20 protein-coding genes are annotated in these 22,041 nt (G+C 32.4%); 1 reads left to right on the forward strand and 19 read right to left on the reverse strand.

The genetic code is table 11. The features are described 5' to 3' along the window. Positions 1–271: 271 nt before the first annotated feature. Complete coding sequence (locus CN925_RS04240; RefSeq protein ID WP_098845016.1) at positions 272–706, reverse strand: DUF6526 family protein; 435 nt, start codon at positions 704–706, stop codon at positions 272–274. A gap of 140 nt (positions 707–846) precedes the next feature. Next, the gene (locus tag CN925_RS04245) at positions 847–1,428 is read right to left on the reverse strand and encodes a vWA domain-containing protein (RefSeq protein ID WP_098845017.1); all 582 of its coding nucleotides are present in this window, start codon (positions 1,426–1,428) and stop codon (positions 847–849) included. Between the two features lie 101 nt (positions 1,429–1,529). Between CN925_RS04245 and CN925_RS04250 the strand changes: the two genes are divergently transcribed. After that, entirely contained in the window at positions 1,530–2,018 is a 489-nt protein-coding gene (locus tag CN925_RS04250) for a hypothetical protein (RefSeq protein ID WP_098845018.1), read from the forward strand. Positions 2,019–2,083: 65 nt separating this feature from the next. Here CN925_RS04250 and CN925_RS04255 read toward each other — a convergent pair whose 3' ends face one another. The 17 genes from CN925_RS04255 to CN925_RS04340 form a co-directional block, all read right to left on the reverse strand. Beyond that, positions 2,084–3,199 (reverse strand): diguanylate cyclase, encoded by a 1,116-nt coding sequence (locus CN925_RS04255; protein WP_098845019.1) that lies wholly within the window; start codon positions 3,197–3,199, stop codon positions 2,084–2,086. Positions 3,200–3,350: 151 nt separating this feature from the next. Continuing rightward, on the reverse strand, positions 3,351–4,433 hold the full coding sequence (locus CN925_RS04260; RefSeq protein ID WP_098845020.1) for a Ger(x)C family spore germination protein: 1,083 nt from the start codon (positions 4,431–4,433) through the stop codon (positions 3,351–3,353). Next, on the reverse strand, positions 4,430–5,515 hold the full coding sequence (locus tag CN925_RS04265; RefSeq protein WP_098845021.1) for a GerAB/ArcD/ProY family transporter: 1,086 nt from the start codon (positions 5,513–5,515) through the stop codon (positions 4,430–4,432). The genes CN925_RS04260 and CN925_RS04265 overlap by 4 nt, the downstream gene beginning before the upstream one ends. Before the next feature lie 18 nt (positions 5,516–5,533). Next, entirely contained in the window at positions 5,534–7,021 is a 1,488-nt protein-coding gene (locus CN925_RS04270; RefSeq protein ID WP_098845022.1) for a spore germination protein, read from the reverse strand. Positions 7,022–7,184: 163 nt separating this feature from the next. Continuing rightward, positions 7,185–8,138, reverse strand: coding sequence for an ABC transporter permease (locus CN925_RS04275; protein WP_098845023.1), 954 nt, complete (start codon positions 8,136–8,138; stop codon positions 7,185–7,187). A 65-nt stretch (positions 8,139–8,203) separates the two neighbouring features. Beyond that, positions 8,204–9,100, reverse strand: a complete 897-nt coding sequence (locus CN925_RS04280; RefSeq protein WP_098845024.1) for an ABC transporter ATP-binding protein — start codon at positions 9,098–9,100, stop codon at positions 8,204–8,206. Positions 9,101–10,290: 1,190 nt separating this feature from the next. Continuing rightward, a complete protein-coding gene (locus CN925_RS04290; RefSeq protein ID WP_098845026.1) occupies positions 10,291–10,551 on the reverse strand; it encodes a DUF2187 family protein in 261 nt (86 codons plus the stop codon). Positions 10,552–10,867: 316 nt separating this feature from the next. After that, entirely contained in the window at positions 10,868–11,884 is a 1,017-nt protein-coding gene (locus CN925_RS04295) for a LacI family DNA-binding transcriptional regulator (protein ID WP_098845027.1), read from the reverse strand. Between the two features lie 51 nt (positions 11,885–11,935). After that, entirely contained in the window at positions 11,936–12,520 is a 585-nt protein-coding gene (locus CN925_RS04300) for an ADP-ribosylglycohydrolase family protein (protein ID WP_098845028.1), read from the reverse strand. A gap of 34 nt (positions 12,521–12,554) precedes the next feature. Continuing rightward, positions 12,555–14,657: an ADP-ribosylglycohydrolase family protein gene (locus CN925_RS04305; RefSeq protein WP_098845029.1), complete on the reverse strand. Its 2,103-nt coding sequence runs from the start codon at positions 14,655–14,657 to the stop codon at positions 12,555–12,557. A 33-nt stretch (positions 14,658–14,690) separates the two neighbouring features. Further along, positions 14,691–15,839 carry an ADP-ribosylglycohydrolase family protein gene (locus tag CN925_RS04310; RefSeq protein ID WP_098845030.1) on the reverse strand — a complete coding sequence of 383 codons (1,149 nt, stop codon included), beginning with the start codon at positions 15,837–15,839 and terminating at the stop codon, positions 14,691–14,693. Positions 15,840–15,852: 13 nt separating this feature from the next. Then, positions 15,853–17,322 (reverse strand): extracellular solute-binding protein, encoded by a 1,470-nt coding sequence (locus CN925_RS04315; protein ID WP_098845031.1) that lies wholly within the window; start codon positions 17,320–17,322, stop codon positions 15,853–15,855. A 52-nt stretch (positions 17,323–17,374) separates the two neighbouring features. Next, the gene (locus CN925_RS04320; protein ID WP_098845032.1) at positions 17,375–18,253 is read right to left on the reverse strand and encodes a carbohydrate ABC transporter permease; all 879 of its coding nucleotides are present in this window, start codon (positions 18,251–18,253) and stop codon (positions 17,375–17,377) included. 15 nt (positions 18,254–18,268) lie between these two features. Next, entirely contained in the window at positions 18,269–19,171 is a 903-nt protein-coding gene (locus tag CN925_RS04325) for an ABC transporter permease (protein WP_098845033.1), read from the reverse strand. Further along, complete coding sequence (gene rbsK / locus CN925_RS04330) at positions 19,140–20,066, reverse strand: ribokinase (RefSeq protein ID WP_098845034.1); 927 nt, start codon at positions 20,064–20,066, stop codon at positions 19,140–19,142. Before rbsK ends, CN925_RS04325 begins: the two co-directional genes overlap by 32 nt. After that, complete coding sequence (locus CN925_RS04335; RefSeq protein WP_098845035.1) at positions 20,041–20,391, reverse strand: DUF4387 domain-containing protein; 351 nt, start codon at positions 20,389–20,391, stop codon at positions 20,041–20,043. The genes rbsK and CN925_RS04335 overlap by 26 nt, the downstream gene beginning before the upstream one ends. 12 nt (positions 20,392–20,403) lie before the next feature. After that, entirely contained in the window at positions 20,404–21,753 is a 1,350-nt protein-coding gene (locus CN925_RS04340; protein ID WP_098845036.1) for an acyclic terpene utilization AtuA family protein, read from the reverse strand. Between the last annotated feature and the right edge of the window lie 288 nt (positions 21,754–22,041).

Genomic DNA, 22,041 nt, shown 5'->3' on the forward strand with positions numbered 1-22,041 from the left:
TCTAAGCTGTTTAGTCAATAAGTGATAGATTCTATAGTTCGTCTCTTTATAAAGATGGCTTTTAGAGTGTTGAAAAATGAGCTTGTCAACTACTCTAATTTTTGGTTGATTTTCAGTAAAACCTGTCATGAGTAAGGAACTTTCTATTTTTTGCTGTTTTACTTCCTCATGTGCCTGTCATGAGGAAGTATCTTTCTTTTTTTCGCTAGTTTACTTCCTCATGAACCGCATAAAAAAAGACCTATACAAAGTAAGGTCCTCGACACAAAAATTAAACGCGATACTCATCCGCTCGCCAATTTTTAATCTGTTGTTTAATCTCTTTCGAACTCATTCCTTCATTTACCGCTTTTTCACTTAACGCTACAAATTCCTCATCGCTAGCAAATCGTAATGCAATGATTTGTCCCATTGTTAATTGAGGATTTAACGGTTTACCAGTTAACGTAAAATGACGAAAATTTTCTTCCATTCGAATAACACGATCTTGCACTTTGTTAGAATAAAGTCTTGTTAGAAAAAATGAAACAACTAATAATAGCGAAGTAACTAAAATAAAGACTGCTAACCAGATCTGATCTTGATTTTTTATCGCGCTACACAAGTTAACGATTGATCCAATAATTGTGATTAACGCTAGTGGTGCCCCAAAAAAGTGAAAAACTGGATGATATCTCACGTGATGATCAAAACTTTGTGGTTTCATATGTACATCTCTCCTCTATATATGCTTTCTGTCCCTATCCTAACATTATTAAGCTTACTACTTAATTATCATTAAAGAATTATTATTTACAATAAAAAAATCTAATAAGTCAAAAAAACTTACTAGATTTGAATCAAAAATTAGATTCTTTTTTCAGACACTGCTTCGCTTATTACACTATACATCTTTTCAATACCTTCATTAGAAGCCTCAAAAGTATAAGCATTTTCATTTGAAATTCCTAGGCTACTAGCTTCTTTTGCGACATCGATATTTGCTCCCATAAATAAAAATTCCCAATTATACTTTTCTTGTTGGTGATCGATCAGTTGCTTCACTTTCCTATACGTAAATTCAACACTCGCATTCTCTAATCCATCAGTCGTAATAACAAAAATGACTTTACTAGGTCGTTCCACCTCGTTACATAAAGACAATCTGTTTCCTACATTTATGATGGTTTTACCGATTGCATCTAACAGTGCAGTAGTGCCTCTTACAAAATACTCTTTATCCGTTAATTTTACTTCATGTGCATTGCATCCATCCCATAAAACTTCATACTGGTCATCAAAAAGCACCGTTGTTACATTCGTTTCTCCATTAAAACTACTTTGTTTTTTCATAAATGCATTAAATCCACCAATCGTATCACTTTCCAGTCCAGCCATTGATCCACTTCGATCGATTAAAAAGACAATTTCTGTTTTATTACCGTTCATTCTAAATCAACCCCTTCATTCTTGATGATATAATAGTAACTGAATGAATTAGTGAATAGGTCGCCTTAAAAGAGACATTTTTTAAAAAGGGGAATTTTAAAATGCTTAACGAAAAACTTTTGATTGAATTACAACTTTATGTAAAACAGCATTTAGAAGAGGTAAAAATAGAAGAAATACATTTTAGTGAAGCATATACAGCTGAACCTTTAGAAAATTTAGAGATTGAAGCTTTTATAAAAAACAAACTGAAACCAACATTCAAAGAGCTTTTATTTAACTTTATCGATAAAAAAAATGTCAGTGACCCATTAATATATAAAAAGGCAGGAATTGACCGAAAACATTTTTCAAAAATCCGCTCAATACCTAATTACCTACCAAAGAAAAATACAATCATTGCTTTATCACTAGCACTTGAACTAGATCAAACTGAAACGAGCGAAATCTTAAGTTCCGCTGGCTATACATTATCAGACAGCGATTTAAATGATTTAGTCATAAAATTTTTCTTAGAGAACAACATTTATGATATCGATTTAGTCAACGATGCATTGGGCCATTATAATTTAAATCCACTAATAAAATAAAACAGCAAAAAAAACATCTTAAATCACCTTCAAGGGGATGCATAGATGTTTTTTCATTTCATCTATTAGTAACTTACTTGATCTCTTCCATTATGCTTTGATTTGTATAATGCTTGATCAGCTTGCTCAATTAACTTTAAGTAATCTTGTTCAGTTTCAACAACCATTGACGCTACACCAATACTTAATGTAACTATTTTTTTCTCTGATTGCTCATGTTCAATTTTTAATTTTTTTATATTTCTTCGTAATCGATTACCTATTTTAAGTGCATCCTTTAGATCAGATTTCAGTAACAAAATCGAGAATTCCTCTCCACCATATCGTGCAACGATACCAGATTCGCTTGTCGTATCTAATTGCAAACTAGTTGCAACTCTTCTTAAACATTCATCACCTTTTATGTGACCATAAAAATCGTTATATTTTTTAAAATAATCCACATCAACCATTAATAATGTTATTGGTATTGATGTTTCATATGATTTTGAACATCCAAATAATAGTTGTTTTTCAAAGTATCTACGATTAAATAGTCCGGTTAGACTGTCAACATTTGCGATATTTTCCATTTTCTTTAATTTTATTTCTGTATTACGCGTTTGATATGCGATAAAATAACTCAAAAATAAAGCTGGAACAAACATGATAAACCAAAATCCGATCGTTTCACGTAGTCTTTCAAATTGAATCTCACCACTCGGTCCAATCATCCACTTATCGATAAAGTAAAAACTAATACCTCTAAACAAAATGATAATAGGAGTCAAAAATTGTATTCTTTTCTTTTCATCCCATTTTTGAAAATTCAAATAAAATCCAAAAAATAAGAGAAACAAAAGCAATAGTGAATCTATAAAGTAAACGGGACTTAATCCATTAATAAAATAAAAAGCAATAATATCGAAAAAAAACATTGTCACTAATGTAATATTCCCAAAAAAGATTACTGCGATCTCCATTCCAAGAGCCCTAATTTGTATATTCATTCCATAATTTGTAATAATCGGAAAATTTATTAAGACAACCGTTAATACACTCAATAGGATCCCGATAAAAAATTCTTGAAATTTCGATTTCCCTGCAAACCTTTGTCTTACTTCTCCCCATAAGATAGAAGAGCTTAGATAAAAAAAACTAATGATGATCGTATGTGTGATGAAAATATTTTTTAAAAGCATAATCCCCTCCAGGAATTACCTTAAATTCTGTCTTAAATACGCTTATTCTTAACTATTCTTCAAAATTATATTAGCAAAATTTAATAAAGTATTTGTATACTTTACATTAAAAAAGACGTCATAAGTCCACTGACTCTTAGACGCCTATTTTTTATTCAACGACACCAGAATGCAGTATATTTACTTTAGCCTTCACTTTTATTTTTACATTCGGATATTGCTTCGTCCACTTTTTCACATCAAAGCCTCTATAATGAGCTTCTAATTTAGATCCAAATCCAAATGGATCGACATTATTTTTCTGTAGAAGCGATAAAAGTTCCTGACTTTGTTTTTCAAGATCTTTTTCGATAGTCTTTTCTAGTTTGTTTATATTCTTTGGGATCAAAAGTGGTTCTGGACCTGTAAATTCTTGTATTCTGGCTTTAATTGAAGTCGAGATGGTAAACTTAGGAATTCCTTTTTTAACTTTTACACCAATTTTAGTTTTCGAATTAATATTATCAATTGCTATATATTCTCCATCAATTTTAAACTGATGTAAGCCTTGTTTATATTTCTCCATGATCGTTTTAAAAATAAAAGCATATTTCCAAGGAATAACCGTAACAACTTTATCTTTTTTAAAAATAGCAAGTCCACTTATTTTAACCCGATCTTTATCTATTTTTAACACAGGTAAGTATGGATCCTGCCCTACTTCAAAATATTGATAAATAAATGTTGAGAAATCAGTATAAGGCACCGGGCCTTTATCTGAATTATGGATTAGTAGGTCATGTAGAAAAAGTGCTGAATTTTCTTTTTTCAACGGTTTAAATGATAATAAATCCTCTGTTTCCCCATCGAATATTGCTAATTGTAGTACACTACCAACTGATGGGTCACGGTTAAACGTGTCAACAATCGGAAAAATCCCTTTCTTAGCTAACTCTAAACTAAAAGACACAAAACGTAATTGTCCTGATATTAAACGATAGCGTACTTTACTATCTAATCTTTCTCTTATCTTCTTGATTGTTTCACCACTTGCAGAAGTTACTTTAAAAATGGACTCCGCATTTGGTCTAAATATAGGAAAAACCGCTGTTCCTCTAAGCATACCTGTCTTGTCTAAGTCGAATCCAGCTCCTTCAATAAGATTTAACTCATTTACATCTGAAGAAGGAACAAGAGAACAGCCATTTAATAAAATACCTAAACTAACAACGAAAATAAGTAGAAAAGTTTTCATACAGCTTTCCCTGACTTTTTAAACATATAAATAATTGAAAGAATTGGTATATAAATATAAAAAAGACATAATGAAATTTTACTAGTATAATCTGTAAATGAATTGATTTCATTACGCGACTCAAGGAATTGACAAACAATAATAATAACTAGACTTATTATGATTAATACATACTTCTGTTTCCATTTAAAAATTAATTTTATTCCCCTACTTGAACTCCATAATAATAAAGTTAAGATTGATATGACCTTAATTAAGAATGTAGAAATTAGAATGTATTCAAACCTTTCTATAAATGGGAATTGAATTAGTTTTGCAATATAGATTCTTGACCAAATGATATGTTCAATTTGTTTTTCGCTTAATAGTAAAAAAGTAGTGAAAGCAGATAATGTAAAAATCAAAGTTGAAAAGCCGACCCCCCATTGAGCAAACTTTTGACATGAATTTGCATTTCGAATAAATGGAAAAACCATCAGTAAAATTTCAAACCCTGCCATTGTGTAGTTTGACTGTTTTGCAGACTTCATTAAATCAATAAATGAGTGGTCAAGAATAGGGAATATATTGTCTATATGGATATATTTATGTGGCAAATGAAATAGCAAAGTATATAACACTGCAGTGAAGATTCCAGATAAAAAAGCCATACCCACTACTACCCGGAAGCCACCTGATATAATGTAATAACATAGCAATAAAATGATTATGCCCAATAGCCATGTTTGAATCGTTGGAAACATCCAAACTTGAATGATTTCGATATATAGCCTTAATACAGAAATTGCTGCAACTATAAAATACAACAAAATGATTAAACTAAAGAACGAACCGACGATCTTACCAAATAGTTGTGTATGGGCATCAATAATATCACCTTTTGCATTCGATAATAATTTAAACATAAACCATAAAACCACATGCACAAATACTCCTGCTATTAATACACTAATCCATGCATCATAACCTGCATCTTTTGCGATGATCCGTTGGAATCCTAATACACCAACTCCTATTTGAGAACTTGTAATGATAAAAAACAGGAGATATGGTGATACTTGTTGTCTTCTATAATTGGCCATGAACAAATCTCCTTTACATTATTCATCAAAATCACTTGGTGGACCAGGTTTTTTTATATCAGTTGTTGACCGAAATAGAGTAGCCGGTCTTAAATTTGTCGGTCTTTTTTTCTGCATCGAAAATGGCAGCCTGAACCATAAATCATTGAAAGCCGTTTTTCTAAACGGATACGATCCAATATACGGTCTTCCTAAAGAAGTTAATCTCAGTAAATGAGTCATTAAAAAGATAAAGCCCATAAAGATTCCTAAAAGTCCAATTAGCTGTGCCATTATAATAATCGGAAACTTGATAAACCTGATTGTATTGTTAAACTTATAAATTGCTGATGTGTAAGAAGCAAGCGTACCTAACCCTACAAAAATTAAAAGAATATTACTTGTTAGCTTTGCTTCAACAACCGCTTGACCAATAACGATCCCTCCAACAATACCGAGCGTTTGACCAATTTTTGATGGTAATCGAAGACCAGCTTCTTTAACGAGCTCGATTGTCAGTTCTAAGAAAAATACCTCTATTATTGGAGGAAACGGCACAGATGCTCTTGAGATAATCAATGATTCAAGAAATCGTGGTGGAATCAATTCGTAATGAAAAGTCAATATAGCTACGTAAAAAGGTGTAATGAATATTGAAAGAGCAAAACCGAAAATCCTTAGAACACGGAAAAATGTAGCGAGTACCCAATTGACATAATAATCTTCCATCGCGATAAAAGTCTCATCAATTAAAGCAGGTGTAAGAAGAACATTTGGAGAACCGTCCACTACAATGGCAATTTTCCCTTCAGTTAATCCACCAATTGTCCGATCAAGTCTTTCAGTTGGGATCGATTGTGGGAAAATAGAATGTGAGTTATCCGCGATCATTGACGAAACAAAAGAACTATCCGGAATATGATCATATTGAATGTCTTTTAGCCTCTGTCTAACAGTTTCAACATTCTCTTCATCAACAATTCCACTAACATAAATAACAGAAACACCCGTTTTTGATAAATTCCCAACTTCAAATTCCTCCACATGAAGGTCAGAAATTGGTAATTTATTTCGAATTAAATTGATGTTTACATCCATATCTTCTACAAATCCAACTTGAGGACCTAAAGTAGTAGCTTCCATGATCGGTGGACCAATTGTTCTAGATACATTATTCGAAATATTAACAAGTAAACACTCTGTAAAATTATCACCATACTGAATTGCCGTATAGCCCTTTAGCAGTTTACTTTTGATTTTATAACTATCTGAAGTAATCGTAAGCTGTTGAACTGGAATTTGAGTCATCAATTCCTCAAGAGTATAATTCTTTGTTAAAAACGGAAGTACTTGATCATGCATGATCTCAGACCTAATTAACGTTCGGTAAAAATAAATACTATAGTAATTATCCTGCTGAAGATCACTTGAAGTTGTAAATTTAATAAAATCATTTGATTTCGATAATTCATCAAACCAATTTTCAGTTGAGGAATCTTTTTTCATACCATCTTTATAAGTTCTCATACCATTCCCCTATTTTGATTTTATTTTATCATTTGAAAATAAAATGGAATTTATACTAAAAAATGGAAGAAACTACATTGTTTAATGAAAGACATATGAAAAAGCCTTATTCTTTAATTTGAATAAGGCTTCTTCGATGAAACTAGTACTTATGATAAACAACTTAAGCTGTTACATCTCGTTTTGAAAATACAACTAATGATAATCCTAAGAAAATTACAAAATAGACGAATAACATGATGACTGAAAATGTCATTGTCATCCCTTCAACCAATGGAGTGCCATTGACGTACAGCATCAAATTTGTATTGGCAAATAAGATAAATTTTGTCCAGTCAAAAAATCCAGCCAAAATAGCTGTTACCGTATTTCCGACTGTTAATAGTAGGATTGAAATACCGATCGCAATTGTATTGTTTCTAAATACAGTTGAAACCATAAACGCCATCGTAGCAAGCATAAATGTTTCGATGAAGCTCAGTAAGTAAAGCTTCGCAGAATAGACAAGTCTACTTTGCTCCTCAACATGGCCATCAACATATGCTAAATAAGAAGTATTTCCGTCTCCTGTACCAAATAGTACTAAACCTAATAGATTTGAAACTAAGAATAAAATAAATAACATTGCAAAACCAAATAGAATACTAGTTATATACTTTGACATAATTATTTTTTTTCTAGAAAACGGACGAATTAATAATAGTTTAATCGTACCCCAATTAAATTCACTCGCCACTATATTAGCCGAAACGATAATCGTAAATAGCCCTACTAAAATAATTAAACTTGATGAAACATCCATAAAAGTCCAAACATTTGTCTTTTCATCTGGAGAAATATTATGCTCCATTCTGTACTCATTCATTGCAATTGTTTTTTCTAAATATGGTCTTTGAGGATCCTTTTTACTTAAACTCTTTAATTCTTTTTTATTTTCTGCAGTTTGTATTTGTAGCGTTTGCTTCCAATTTTTATCTGCATTTTGGTCTTTTTTATTTTCATTATATTTTACAAATGTCCCCATAACTCCTACAAGTAAAACAATAAGAGCAATCATTACAATTGTACCTGGTCTTTTAATAATCTTTATCCATTCATTTTGAATCAATTTTAACATGATTTAAGTTCCTTTCTTTTTGAATTTCTCAAGATACACTAGTTAATGAGACTTCTAAAGATCAGTTACACATTCGTAATTTCTAAGAAACGATCTTCTAGTGTTTTTGCATTTGCCTTAAATCCATATACGCGAATGCGATTTTCTACTAATAGCTCAATTACATTCGGCACATCTTCTCTCGTTAATTCAATATGTATTTCTCCATCAACTAACTCGGCATTATGTTTAGATAGTACTTTAAGTGCAGTTTCATTATTATTTACTTCAATTGAATATGTTTGGACTTCTTCAGTTGTAAGCTCTGTTACAGTTTGTACATCTATTAACTTACCTTGTTGAATAATACCGATTCGATCACACATCATTTCCATTTCAGATAATAAGTGACTCGATACAATAATGGCCATTCCTTTTTTCCTCGTAAGAAGCTGCAGGTGATCCCTCATCTCACGAATACCCGCTGGATCTAGTCCATTCGTCGGTTCATCAAGAATTAATACTTTTGGGTCATGCAATAAACATTGAGCTAGCCCAAGACGCTGTCTCATACCAAGAGAATACGTTTTAACTTTTTGACGAATGGCTCCTGTTAAACCAACAAGCTCAACAACTTCATCAATTTTCTCTTTTGTAATATTCTTATTCATTCGAGCATATTGCAGTAAATTATCATAACCACTTAGAAATTTATACAACTCTGGATTCTCTACAATTGCCCCTACATTCTTAATTGCATCTTCAAAACTAGTCTTAATGCTATGACCATTAATGACAACGTCACCTTCCGAAATATTCATCAATCCAACCATCATCCTGATCGTCGTCGTCTTACCAGCCCCATTTGGACCTAAGAATCCAAAAACTTCACCTTCAAAAATATCAAAGCTTAAATCAGAAACAATCTTTTTCCCTTTTATTTCCTTTGATAAGTTCTTAATTTGTACAATTGCCTTTTTCATTTCGTCCTCCTTGTTTCCAATATTTTCTATATTTCTAATTCTATTTTAACAAAACTAATCAAAGAGCAAAACGGTCTAAAGTCTGAGTTTGTTAAAATTTGGAAGAATTTGTTACAGTGATATGAATAATATTACATTATTGATGGTTTTGAGATCTAATTTTGAAATAGTTAAGTTTAGTAGAATATTAATATAGCGTGGATTGTAATCTATTTGATTTTTGATGAAAGTAACAGTCACTATTAGTATTTTTTTCCTATTTTACTACTACAAAAAAAAGCAGTTTCTCCCTGCTCTAGAACTAGTACTATTCTCATATTGATCTTTATTTTAATATGATAAAATCATAACTCGGGGCTTATTTATTTTTTCATGCAAGTTTTTTTAAATTTTCTCAACCCATTCATGTTAAGTGCCTTTTTTGTGCTCACCAGTTTTAAGTTTTTACTTTCAAAATAAAAAGTTTTAAGTATAATTAAGTAAATTTATACTCGGTTAAAAAATAATAAAAGGTGGTAATGATTTTGCAAAAGCCTGTATTAATAGTTGTAACGTCAATTCTAATAGTTTTATTGTTTTTAATCATAAACATATTTGATGTACTTAACTATCCTTCTCTTATCAGGCAAATAGGTTTTGTATTTTTTACAATGCTATGGATATATGGGATATATCAAAATAGAAAGTCATTATTAAAGATAGGTGCGATGATTTTCTGTTACTTTTTATTAATGGTTTGGGGCAATATACTCTAATAAGCTAACACGATAGTATCAACAATCACGTAAGGTTCCTGAGTAAAACAAAGCATGAATAGAGTTATGGGAATGATTTTTGACATTATTAAACTAAATAGAGCGCTCTATAAATATTCTAATATAGTTGCAATAAATTCTTACATAAATAGTGGAAAATCAGTGAAATATTGGTGTATATTCTGTTAACTTATTTCATTTTTTCCATGTTTAATTACCGTTTTCAAATTACTTTTTTTCCATTAATTGTTACTAAATTCTGAAAAACGTTCTAAATTTCACTTAACTTTTTCAGAATAAGTTCAAAGTCACTCATTTCTCAATGTATGAAGCAAAATGACAGGAATAAATAAGACTATAGATTTCAAAGAATGAAAAAAATAGCCTTAACCCTTTAATTCGGGCTAAGGCTATTTTCTAGGAAATGACGTTTGATTAACTTTTTGATATTGGAGCTAAAATTTTATATTTTTTATGGCTAATTACAGTATGATCATGTTCGTAATAATGTCTATGGTTACGATCTTTTCTCATATCGACAATTACAGAATTTGAAAGAACTTTCGTTACAATTCCTTTTACTAAATTTGGTTTGATTTCTTTTACATTATCCTCTTTTGGCATAAATTCAATCTCGTCACCAGGTCTTACATAATATTTATTCATTGTTATGATAGTTTTATTATTTTTGCACATATGTTTATCACCTTTTTATTTCATTTTATTCAATATTACATAAATATCAGAATATTCAAAAGTGAACTGAATACTAGATTTAATCGTGACGTTGTACCTAAAAATCGAGGGATAAACAGTGCTGGATAACTATTGTTTTTTTCTTTCTGTTAGGATGATTTATTCGTTTCGTCTCTTACGATGATTGTTTTATTTACTATTCCTAAAGAATGAGTAAAGAAAAAGACTGTAAACAAACACGATTTTCATCGAGTTTATCTACAGTCTTTGCCCTTTTGAACATTTGGCTTATTCTATGAATGCAAATTTCGAAACATTACCCTTTAGGCAAAAAACCTAAAGTTGATTCTCTTTTAACTAATGCAACTTCTAGCTGATATTCTTCAGTGTCCTCTGTTCCTTCTATTAAATGAATTAATTTATTAGTTGCAGCGACGCCAATTCGATAGATTGGTTGAACGATTGTACTCAGTTCAGGTTCTACCATTTCGGCTATTTTAATACCATCGAATCCAATAACGGCGATATCAGTTGGAACTTGTCTATTTAACATTTTTAATGCCTTTAAAGAGCCAATTGCCATTAAGTCATTGGCAAGAAATATGCCGTCTACTTCTGGATGATCCTCTATCAACTTTTGAGTTAAATGCTTGCCACTTTCCATCGCAAAATCTCCTTGATATACAATTGGTTCTTGTAATGGGAAGTATTTTTGCAAAGTATCTAGATATCCACTAAGTCTGTCATTAGCAGGAATAAAAACATCGGGACCGCTTATATGAGCGATATTTTTACATCCAAGTTCATATAAATGTTCAACAGCCATTACAGCACCTTTGTAATTATCCACACCTACTGAATTAGCTGTATGCGTATCGACTGCACGGTCCACTCTAACAAATGGTATTTGCAAATTCTGTAAGCATTTTAGAATCTCTTCATTAAATTCAAATGATGCCAAAACAAAACCATCAATATATCTGCTTTGAAATTCCTTCCAAAACATAGGATTTTTTAGATCATCATTATTTGAATTAACTAGAATTAAGCCATACCCTTTTAACTTAGCAACTTCTTCAATTGCAACAACCAATTCTGGAAAGAACGGATTTGAAATATCAGGGATAATTAAGGCAATTGTTTTCGATTTTTGTTTCGCAAGTCCTCTAGCAATCTCGTTTGGTTTATAATCAAGGTTTTCCATAACTACTTTAATTTTTTGTTCAGTTTCGGGACTAATATAACTTACTTTATTTATATATCTTGATACCGTAGCTACAGAAACACCAGCTTCTTTTGCGACATCTCGAATCGTCGCTTTCTTATTCTTCACTCGATTGTACTCCCCTAAAATGTAACATATTTTCTATTATTTATTATCTTCTTATTCTGATTCAATTAATCGTTTTACTGTATTAGTAATCGTTAAGCCTTTTAAATGTGGGACACAGAAGCCTTTAATTGTATCAACACTATCTACCCAACTTTTCGAAATTGATTCTATTCCGTTCATTGCGCCTGCCAATGCTCCTACCATTGCCGGCATACTATCAGCTTGTTTTGGTAACATAAGTGAAAGCATGATACTCTTTTCAAAATCTCCTTCTGTAGCAAGAATTATAGCATAGGCAACCGCTAAAGTCTCAGGTGCAATATTTCCATAGTTATAAATAGAGTTGACCAATTGATTATTCCATAGTGGAATTGCAGCAAATCCATCATTATTAGTTGAATCCAAAATTGAAAAAGCTTGGCTAACTTTTCTACTTAACCATGTATTTTCAGGGATTTGTTTTAAACCTGCGTCAATAATTTCCCTTGGTGAAGCTCCATCAAGAGCAATTGCAATACTAGCAGCCATTGCCTTTGCAGCATATACTCCATCTTCTGCATTCGTAATAGATGCCATTTTTTCTGCTATTGCTGCAGCTTTTTCTGGATTTCCATTAAACTTGATTGCCCCTATAATAAAAGGTAGCTAAGTGCTACCTTTCATAAACTCCTTATAATTCCTTCACAGAAATATCAGATAGTATTGTTTCTCCTTGTTCTAACATTGCAAATCCAAACATTCCTCGATTAAATCGATCGTGCTCAAATGAGAGAATTTCTTCATTATTAATCGATAAAAAGATTTCATTCCCTTGGCACTTCAATTCAAACTGGTACTCTTCATCATGTTTCCATTCAAAAGGAACAGAGTGAATTCGTTCAATTCCAAAATCTTTCGCAATGAGTGAAACTTGCTTTTTCCCATCAAAACCTACTTGGTAATGACGTTCTACTCCGGATGCTCTAAATAATAGATTGTGAGAGTCACCTTTCTTTGGAATAATGGATGCATTAATGATTACATCCTTTAAATAATAGTTTCCTGTAAATGCTGCACAGTCTGTTAAACTCGAAACTTTCATTCTCCCGTTTTCTAAGGTCCACTCTCCTCTATGATGAGAAAAAGGGGTTACACTAAGAAATTCGACTGCTTGTTTTGAAAAATCAATTGAATAACATGACTTACCAAAGATACGGAATTCATCAACATATAATTTTCCAAAAGCTCTTTTTGTTAGTTCTGAAGGACTTTCTAGAATAAAGCCTACTTCATCAATTAAATCCCCATCAGTATCTGGAACTATAAATTCAATTGAATTCCATTCACCATTTATCAGTTTAATAGAATTCAGTTTTACAGTTTCTTTTGAATAAGTATTTCGAATATATGGAGTTAAAATAAAGTCTTCACCTTGAATTTTATCTGAATAGATTTTTAAAGAGACGTTTTGTCCGCTATAAATCTGAGGTACAAAGGTTGGTTTGTATTTTTCATCATTAAATTCTTCTCTTCTATAGAAAGGTTTATAGAAAATTTTACTGCTTTCACCTTTTATCATTCTGTCGATAAAGATTTCAAGTGATCCATTCCTTTTATACCCTTGCCCGGAGTTGTGTCTTAAGAAAGTTTTAAAAGGGAAGTCCGTTTTGAATCCATGTGTCGAACCTGGTAAAGTGAAATCAAAATAAATTTCTTCTTCTCGATAACTATCGATTAAATCTACAGGAGGCTCTTGATTTGCCATCTTGTATCCTAATATTGCTAGCGATTTAGAGAATGTAGGGATATCTAAAATATTTAAATAACCAGAAACGCTTGATGTAGCGATGAAATCATTAATTGGTTTTCGATAATGATCTGCTATTTTGTTAATCCCAGTAAAAACGCCTAAAATTGTCCCAACATTTCCAGCATTGCAATCTGTATCCCAGCCACACATTGTTGCAATTTCTATTGTTCTTGCAAAGTCACCATTTCCATAAAGTAAAGATAGGACACAAACACCTGCATTTGGAATAATATGACAAATCCCAGGGTATTTATCATATCCCCATTCGTCCTCTAGATATTGACGGCAAAGACGGAAGTCGTTTGGTACCTGCTTATAAAAATCAAGAACTGCTCTAACAACTAATGCATAAGTAGAATCTTCTGGAATTTCTTTTAAGCCGGCTTCAATAATCTCATTAATCGATTTTGCAGAAAATGCTTGAGCGATACATGCAGCAATAAATCTGGCTCCAAATAATCCGTTTTTATCATGCGACACACTTGCTGCAGTCTCAGCATAATCAGCTGCTTTTTTTGGATTATTTGGAAACAATAACCCCCAGCTATCAACGAATATTTGTCCACCAATTTGCTCTGCAAGGACAATTCCATTTACTTCTGCAGAACCAGATTTTGGAGCAGAAATACCTTTTTTCAAATTATTATAGGCAGTATGTTCAGTGCTAATTCCTTCACCGCCCCACCAAAACATTCCGATTCCTTCGCGTGTATAGTTCAACCATGCACGGCCTACATCATCTGGAGTTAATTCACGATCTTTCGCATCATCATATAATGCTCGAAGGAAAAACACCGGTCCATTCGCATCATCATCTGCTGAAAAAGTTTTATAATCTTTTAAATATCCCTTTATATCGCCATAAACGTCCTGAATTAGTTCTGGTGTCCACTCAGTAGGCTCTACTGGAGCACCAAGACGGATTCCGACATTCATTCCTAAAAATCCAGCATATACCTTCTCTAAATAATCATTCGAAATCATTTCACTCACTCCACTTCCAGGTTACACTTTTGATCACAGTAATCTTTTTCTTTGTTCATTTAGATGTAAATCTTGTAAAATAATCTCTTTTGCAACTTCAGCAAATCGATCTGATAAGTCGGTTAAGTTCATTTTATTTTTCGATTCTAATAGTCGAATATCTTCTTGGTGAATCACTTCAGACCCGTACTTAGCTCCGAGAATTACGCCAATCATAACACCAATTGAATCAGTATCACGCCCCGAGTTGATTCCATCGTAAATCGATTTATAGAATTCACCATTATTTAAAACGATAAATGCCAACGCCATAGGTAGTTCTTCAATTGAAAATAATCTACTTGGTGTGTAATGGTTTGATGGAATGCCAACTTTCTCAATTTTTCGATGTACATCATCTTTCATTGGTGAAAATTTAGTTAGGACGCTTTGCAATGTTTCAATGACTCGATCCATTTCTGCATGCTCTGATCGTAGTTTTCTTGCAGCTTCAGTCATTTCTATAATCGCTTGTTTTGTACCGTCTTTAGCATAGTAAATCGCTGTCTCGACAATTTCATCAATACTCACGCTATCCTCAAAAGCCTTTGCAACACATGCAGCTAATACCCCTGCCGCTTCAAGCCCATAACTACTTTGATGGCCCATTGCAAAAAGAATGGCCTCATCATAAGCTGCTTTCGGATTACCTGCATTAACGATTCCAATTGGAGCAATGTACATAGCTGCTCCACAATTTATCATATTTCCAATTCCAGCTTCTCTTGGATCACAATTAGCTAAAACATGTCGCATGAAAATGTATTTTTCAGGATAAAATAGACGATCAATAATGAATGCTTCGCGACCAAATTCAGGAATATATGTCTTCTTATAAGCAATCTCTTTTACGAATTCATTCCCTACATCGTAGGCATCAAGATGTCTTTTTTCCTTTAAATAAACATTAATTAAGCTTGCGGTCATCAAGGTATCGTCTGTTACGATACCTTGTCCACGCATTTTACCAAGAGTCACTTCAAATGGAGCATCTTCTTTATACCAACTCGTATTCAATGATTCTACTCGTCTATATTTCTCTTTTATTTCTTCATAGGTCAACTTTTCAATTGGTGCCCCTAGTGCATCACCCAAGGCTGTTGAAAGAATAACACCTCTTACACGATCCTGAAACGAAACCATATTTTAGAACTCCTTACTTAATTTTGTCATTTGCATATTTAGTAAGCTCATCTCCACCAGCTTTTTTCCATTCCTTCACAAACTTATCGAAGTCACTTACTGGGCGTTTTCCTGTAATAATATCAGTTGCGTACTCTTTATAAAGATTTTCCATCGCATCCCAATTTGCTATGAATTTCTCTGGTAAAATAAAACTATTATCTTGTGTATAAGATTGTTTAACTAATTCTTGTGATTTTAAAGCTGGCTCGCTTAAAAGTGGAGTTTTTAATGGTTGCTCTGTTTTAAATTCTGTTGGTTCCCAATATCTAGCAAACCATTCACTATAATATTTATCTGTTAAAACAATTTGACCATTTTCAATTTTATATTCTTCATTTTCAAATCCTAGGCGATCTAGCATTTGACCTTTTGGACTTGCTAAGTAATCTAAAACTTTGAACACTAAATCTTTCTGTTTTGATTGAGAAGAAATCGCATAACCTCGAGATTCTTTTGTTACATCTGTCTCACCAAAACCTTGATAAATTCCTTTTGCAGCTGGAAGAACGACTAACTGAGCTTGTTTACCGTTCACTTGAGTCATTTTACTATTGTAAAGATCGATAACTTTACCATTTGTTCCGGTAATAATTGCAGCTTCCCCATCATAGAAAGCTTTTTCTTTTGTATCCCATTGCTTTGTTAAGTATTGAGGGTCTAAGATTCCATCTTTATAAAGCTTACTATAGTAAGCTAGTAACTCTTTTTCATTATTTGATACTTTTGAATAAACATATGTTCCATCACTATTTTTTAACCATGTTTGATTTAGTCCAAATGCCATTTTAAACATAGAATCTAATTCCGAAATATCTCCTGCTGCTGTTAAACCATAAGCAGGTTTTTTAGCTCCTCCTGGATGTGTAGAAACTAATTCTTTTAAAAACTTATAATAATTATCTGTTGTAGGATTTGCCATTAATTCTTGAGAACTTGCCATCTTATCAAACCAGTCTTTTCGAATGACAGGTGTCTTTTTATCTAGAGGCTTAATCCATAATAAGTAAGGATAATTTTTTAATCTTTCTTGGTTATAAGGTTGAAGTAAATTTTTAATATACTTAGACTTATCAATATAAGGCGTTAACTTTTCTAATAGTTGTTGTTGTGAAATCTGCTGATCTCCACCTTGGAAATAAATTAAATCTGGAATATCTCCACCTGTTAATAATAGATTTAATTTTTCAGCATAATCACCTTGTGGAACTTCTACTAGTTTAAATTTTACATTTAAGTTCTCGTCTCTTTTTAAGGCTTTTTCTAATTCCCTGTAATATTTTACTGAAGCAGGATTTGATGGTGAATCGTCTTTTGCAACCACACGGATAATTGTTTTTCCATCGGATGTTTTGTCATTTGTATTCGTTGCTTTATCATTCGAACAAGCAGCTGATGTAATGACTAATAATGCACTAAAAATCAACATAAGTAATTTCTTCATTGTTTTTTTACCTCCTGATTTAATGTGTGTTCTTAAAAAATTAGACTAGAAATTAATCTTTTACTCCGCCTTCAAGCGCACCTTTAGCGTAATATTTTAAAATTAATGGGTACAAAATGAGTAAAGGTATCATTGAAATAATGATTGTCCCCGCCTGTAACGAAGAAAAATCTAGGTTAGCAATTTGTTTATAAGATCCACCAGTTAAGTTTCCAAGCATTGAAGTATTATCTCTCATTACAACAAATTGTCTTAACACAACTTGTAATGGCCATTTATGTGGATCCGTAATATAAATGGTTGCTCTGAAATATTCATTCCAGTGATACACACCGTAAAATAAGCCAAGTGTTGCAAGTGCAGGTTTAGATAGAGGAAGCATAATTTTAGTAAAAATTTTGAAATGTCCCGCCCCATCTATTCTTGCAGCCTCTAAAATACTATCTGGAACATCTTCAAAAAATCTCATTAAGATGAACAAATAGAATACATTGATTGCTTTGTAAAGAATCAAAGAAGAGTAAGTATTCAGTAATCCTAGATTTTTAACAAGCAAAAATTCCGGGATTAAGCCTGGTTCGAAAACCATTAAAACAATCAGAAAAACCATAATTACTTTTTTTCCTACAAAATTCGTTCTAGCTAACACATAAGCTGCCATTGCAGTCAAAAACAGATTTAATGCAGTACCAACGATTGTAATTAAAAACGTATTGAAGATACTGCGTATAATTAGTGGATTTGAAAGCAATATTTTATAATTAATCAATGAAAAACCTTCTGGTAAAATACTTAAACCTTTTAATTTATGTACTTTTAATGGGTCCGAAAGCGACATTGCCAGTAAGTTTAATATTGGAATTAATATTGATAAAGATAATAAAAACAACACTAAATAGATAATCGTCCTTGTCAAATTAATCTTCTTCAAATCTACACCTCCCTATTACCAAACACCTTTACCTGAAATCCTTTTTGAGATAAAGTGTGTTCCAAGAATTAAAACTACGCCAATTACACCTTTAAATAAACTAGCTGCTGTTGCATAGGAATATTGAGCATTTAAAATACCAATTCTGTACACATAAGTATCTAAAATATCAACTTTACTAATAACAGAATCATTAATTAAGTTAAACACTTGATCGAATCCAGCGTTTAAAAAGAAGCCTAAATTTAAGATAAAAACAGTAACGATTGTACTTGTTAATTCTGGTAAAGTAATATACCTCATTTGTTGTAAACTAGATGCGCCATCCATTCTTGCAGCCTCATAAAGAGATGGACTGATTTTCATAATTGCAGCTAAGTAAAGAATCGAGTCCCATCCAGATGAACGCCACATTTCTGAAAAAACTAAAACCCAACGTATATGGTCCTTACTAGTCATAAAATCAACCGATGGTAGATGAAAAAAGTGACGAATTACATTTACGCCTCCATCTTGCGGATTTAATAAACTAATCCAAATACCGGCAATGACAACCCATGATAGAAAGTGAGGTAAATAAACAACTGATTGAACATACTTTCTAAAAGGCCCTGTTCGAACTTCATTAATTAAAAGTGATAATATAATAGGAATCGGAAAAATAAAGATGATTTTCATTGTACTGATCATCACCGTGTTTTTTAAAACATCAAGGAAAGCCGGAGAGCTAAACAAAACTTTAAAGTGCTTCATCCCAACCCACACATTATCACCAATAATCCGATAGTCCTGAAAGGCAAGCTTCATTCCTAGCAAAGGTATTACATTAAAAATAAAGAAATACACAATTGCTGGAAGAAGCATTAAATAAATGACCCAATCTTTTTTAATTTTCGATAACGTGGTCTTTGCCTTCATGTTTCAACTCCTCTTTCCATAAAAGGTCTACTTCATTTCGATATGGCATACCGGTTTGAGCACCTTTTTTTGTAACAGATAAACCAGCTACAATCGTTCCGAAACAGATACTGTCATAAAGATTTTTGCCTTCTGCGATCGCTACAGCAAAGCCTCCAGAAAAAGAATCTCCTGCACCAGTTGTATCGACTGGTTCTACCTTAATAACTGGTATGCGAATAATTTCTTGTCCATCATAATAAACAACACCATTTGTTCCACATGTAATTATTAATTGATTTGGATAGTCCTTAAGGATCTCTTCCATTGGCTGTTTGCTATCAAAAACAATTTCATATTCGTGTTCATTTGGTGTGATATAGGTGATCTGTTCTACTAAATGTTTTTTAATTTTTTGGGCAGGAGCAGGATTAACAATTATGATTTTTCCTTTTTCATGTAGTAAAGGAATTAAATACTCCATCAACTCAATTGGTGTTTCCATTTGGAATAATACAATATCATACGTGAGCAATTCGTCTAACACTCTAGTAATATAGTTAACATTTGTATATTCATTCGCTCCAGGAACAACTAGAATTCTATTCTCACTATTACAAATTTCGATAAATGCAACACCCGTATGGCTTTCTTCTACTAGATTTAAATTCTTTAGATCTACTGTTTCATTCTTCATATTTTCGATAAAGATTTCGCCAATCTCATCACTACCAACTGAGCCAAATAAAGCTACTTGAGCACCTAAACGAGAAGCAGCTACAGCCTGGTTAGACCCTTTACCTCCTACCGATAAAAAGAATTGATTTCCTAATAGTGTTTCACCGATTTCCGGTAATTTTTCTGATTCAATAAAATAGTCGATATTAATACTACCTACAACTGCAATCTTCCTCACTAGTTATCTCCGCCTCATCAAAAGTAATCTTCATAAGCGGTGCATGTTGTTGCGCACCATATACATCTCTGTCTCCCACACTACCTGAAGAGACATCTCTTTCAATCGTAATTTTGATTCCCAAAGCTTGATCAAAGAAAACAAAATGGTGAATCTGTTCTTCTCGTAAATTATATAAGTGACAAATTGTCTGTTTTGTAATCTTTCCAGAGTTTTTCACCATCTGGTATACATGTTCTGAATCAAATAAAATATCTAACGTTAATTCATATGGACCTGAATTTTTACTTCTAAGTACTTTTGCTAAATCAAATAATGTAGCCATTACTTTGCCCTCCTACAAGTACTCGACTCGAAACGGATTATGATTAATTTCCATTAAATGATAAATAGAGAACTCGTATACCGCTCCAAATTCAACATCACTTGGTGCAAATGGGAATGCTAGATTCCCTGCAGTAGACTTACGTTTTTCATAACCAAAGTGTAAAAAAGTTGATCTGACTGTTGCACATATACTATTTGCTAGTTCTTGAGTCTTGGCAATAACCTCAAATAAAACACCAATTTCATGGCCATTAAATGACTCGATTTCTTTCGAGCCAAGAACTGCATTCATTCCATAATTTAAAAAGTTAATTTTGTAATCGTTTCGGTCAATTTCTGGATAGTATTCAAAAACTTGTTCCTTTACACGATCCTCTATCTCATGAATGTTTTCGATTAAAATTGGATCCCTAATGCCTGCTATTACAAATGTTCGATAGGCAGCCTTTTTTGCACCTTCAAGTTTAATAAATGTCGTATCTTCAGGAATAAATCGGCTTTTCGAAACTTCAACAATACCATTTCCAACATCATGAAACTCACAGTCACTTAAATCTAATTTAAATCCAGGTCCGTGTAGTAAGTATGGATGCTCTTTTTCATAAAACGTATGTGCTGCCACACTAATAGGGGTACACTTTCGTAATGGATTTAATGATTCAACTGTAAAGGACTTATCTTTTAAAACGCCTAAAATACTATCTTTTGTAGTTCCAGGTTCTGCGCACAGTGCACCACATTCTAAAATTTTGCCTAAATGATAAGCTAGACCAGGATCTTTTTGATGATAAATTCCAATCGCTGCAAATGGTGATGGATCATAAGCTCGTCCGCAAATGATAATATCACTATCATTCTCTAAAGCTTCTAATATTGGTTCATGACCCATTTGGGCAACAATTCGAATCGTTTCCTTGATTGTCTCTTCCTCTAATTCAGGAATATTCTGACTTAAAGGTTTTATTTTATGCGCACGATTTGCTTCAATAATTTCCTCTTGTGTAAAATCAGCCCAAATCACTGCAACCTTAGCACTTAATTCTTTTTCTTTTAATATCTTTTTTATAATTGCAATCGTTGATTCTAAATGAGGTCGCGCTCCCGCTCCACCAGCAGAACCTATAATAATTGGGATTTTTCTTGGAACACCATTCGTTATGATTAAGTCTAAATCTTTCATTAACGCCCGCTCACTAACAATCGAAACACCTGCACCTAATTTATGAGGGCCGGCATCCGTAGATCCAGCATCAACGACAATTCCATGTATTTTATCTTTTAGTCCATTTAAAAATGAAGCGGCAGGAAATCCATACCCAAGCATCCCACATGGGGACAAGATTTTAATTTCTTCTGACATCATTTCTACCTTCTAACTTAGTCAATTTTTGTTTATGTGTAACCGGTTACATACTCCTTAAAAAATAAAAGCTACTCTACAATAGCATTTTATCTCCATTGATATGTAACCGGTTACATATGTTAATCATAATAACGAAATACTCATACGTCAATAATTATTTTTAAATTTTTTAGAATAAACTGATTATAATAACCAGCTAATTTATCCAATTTCTTTATTTAATCGCGGCTCTTTTTGAAAATATAGTTGCTCAGACAAAACAAAACCCACCATCTATTTGGTGGG

The organism is Bacillus sp. AFS055030, assembly GCF_002574545.1.
Lineage (GTDB): Bacteria > Bacillota > Bacilli > Bacillales > Bacillaceae_G > Gottfriedia.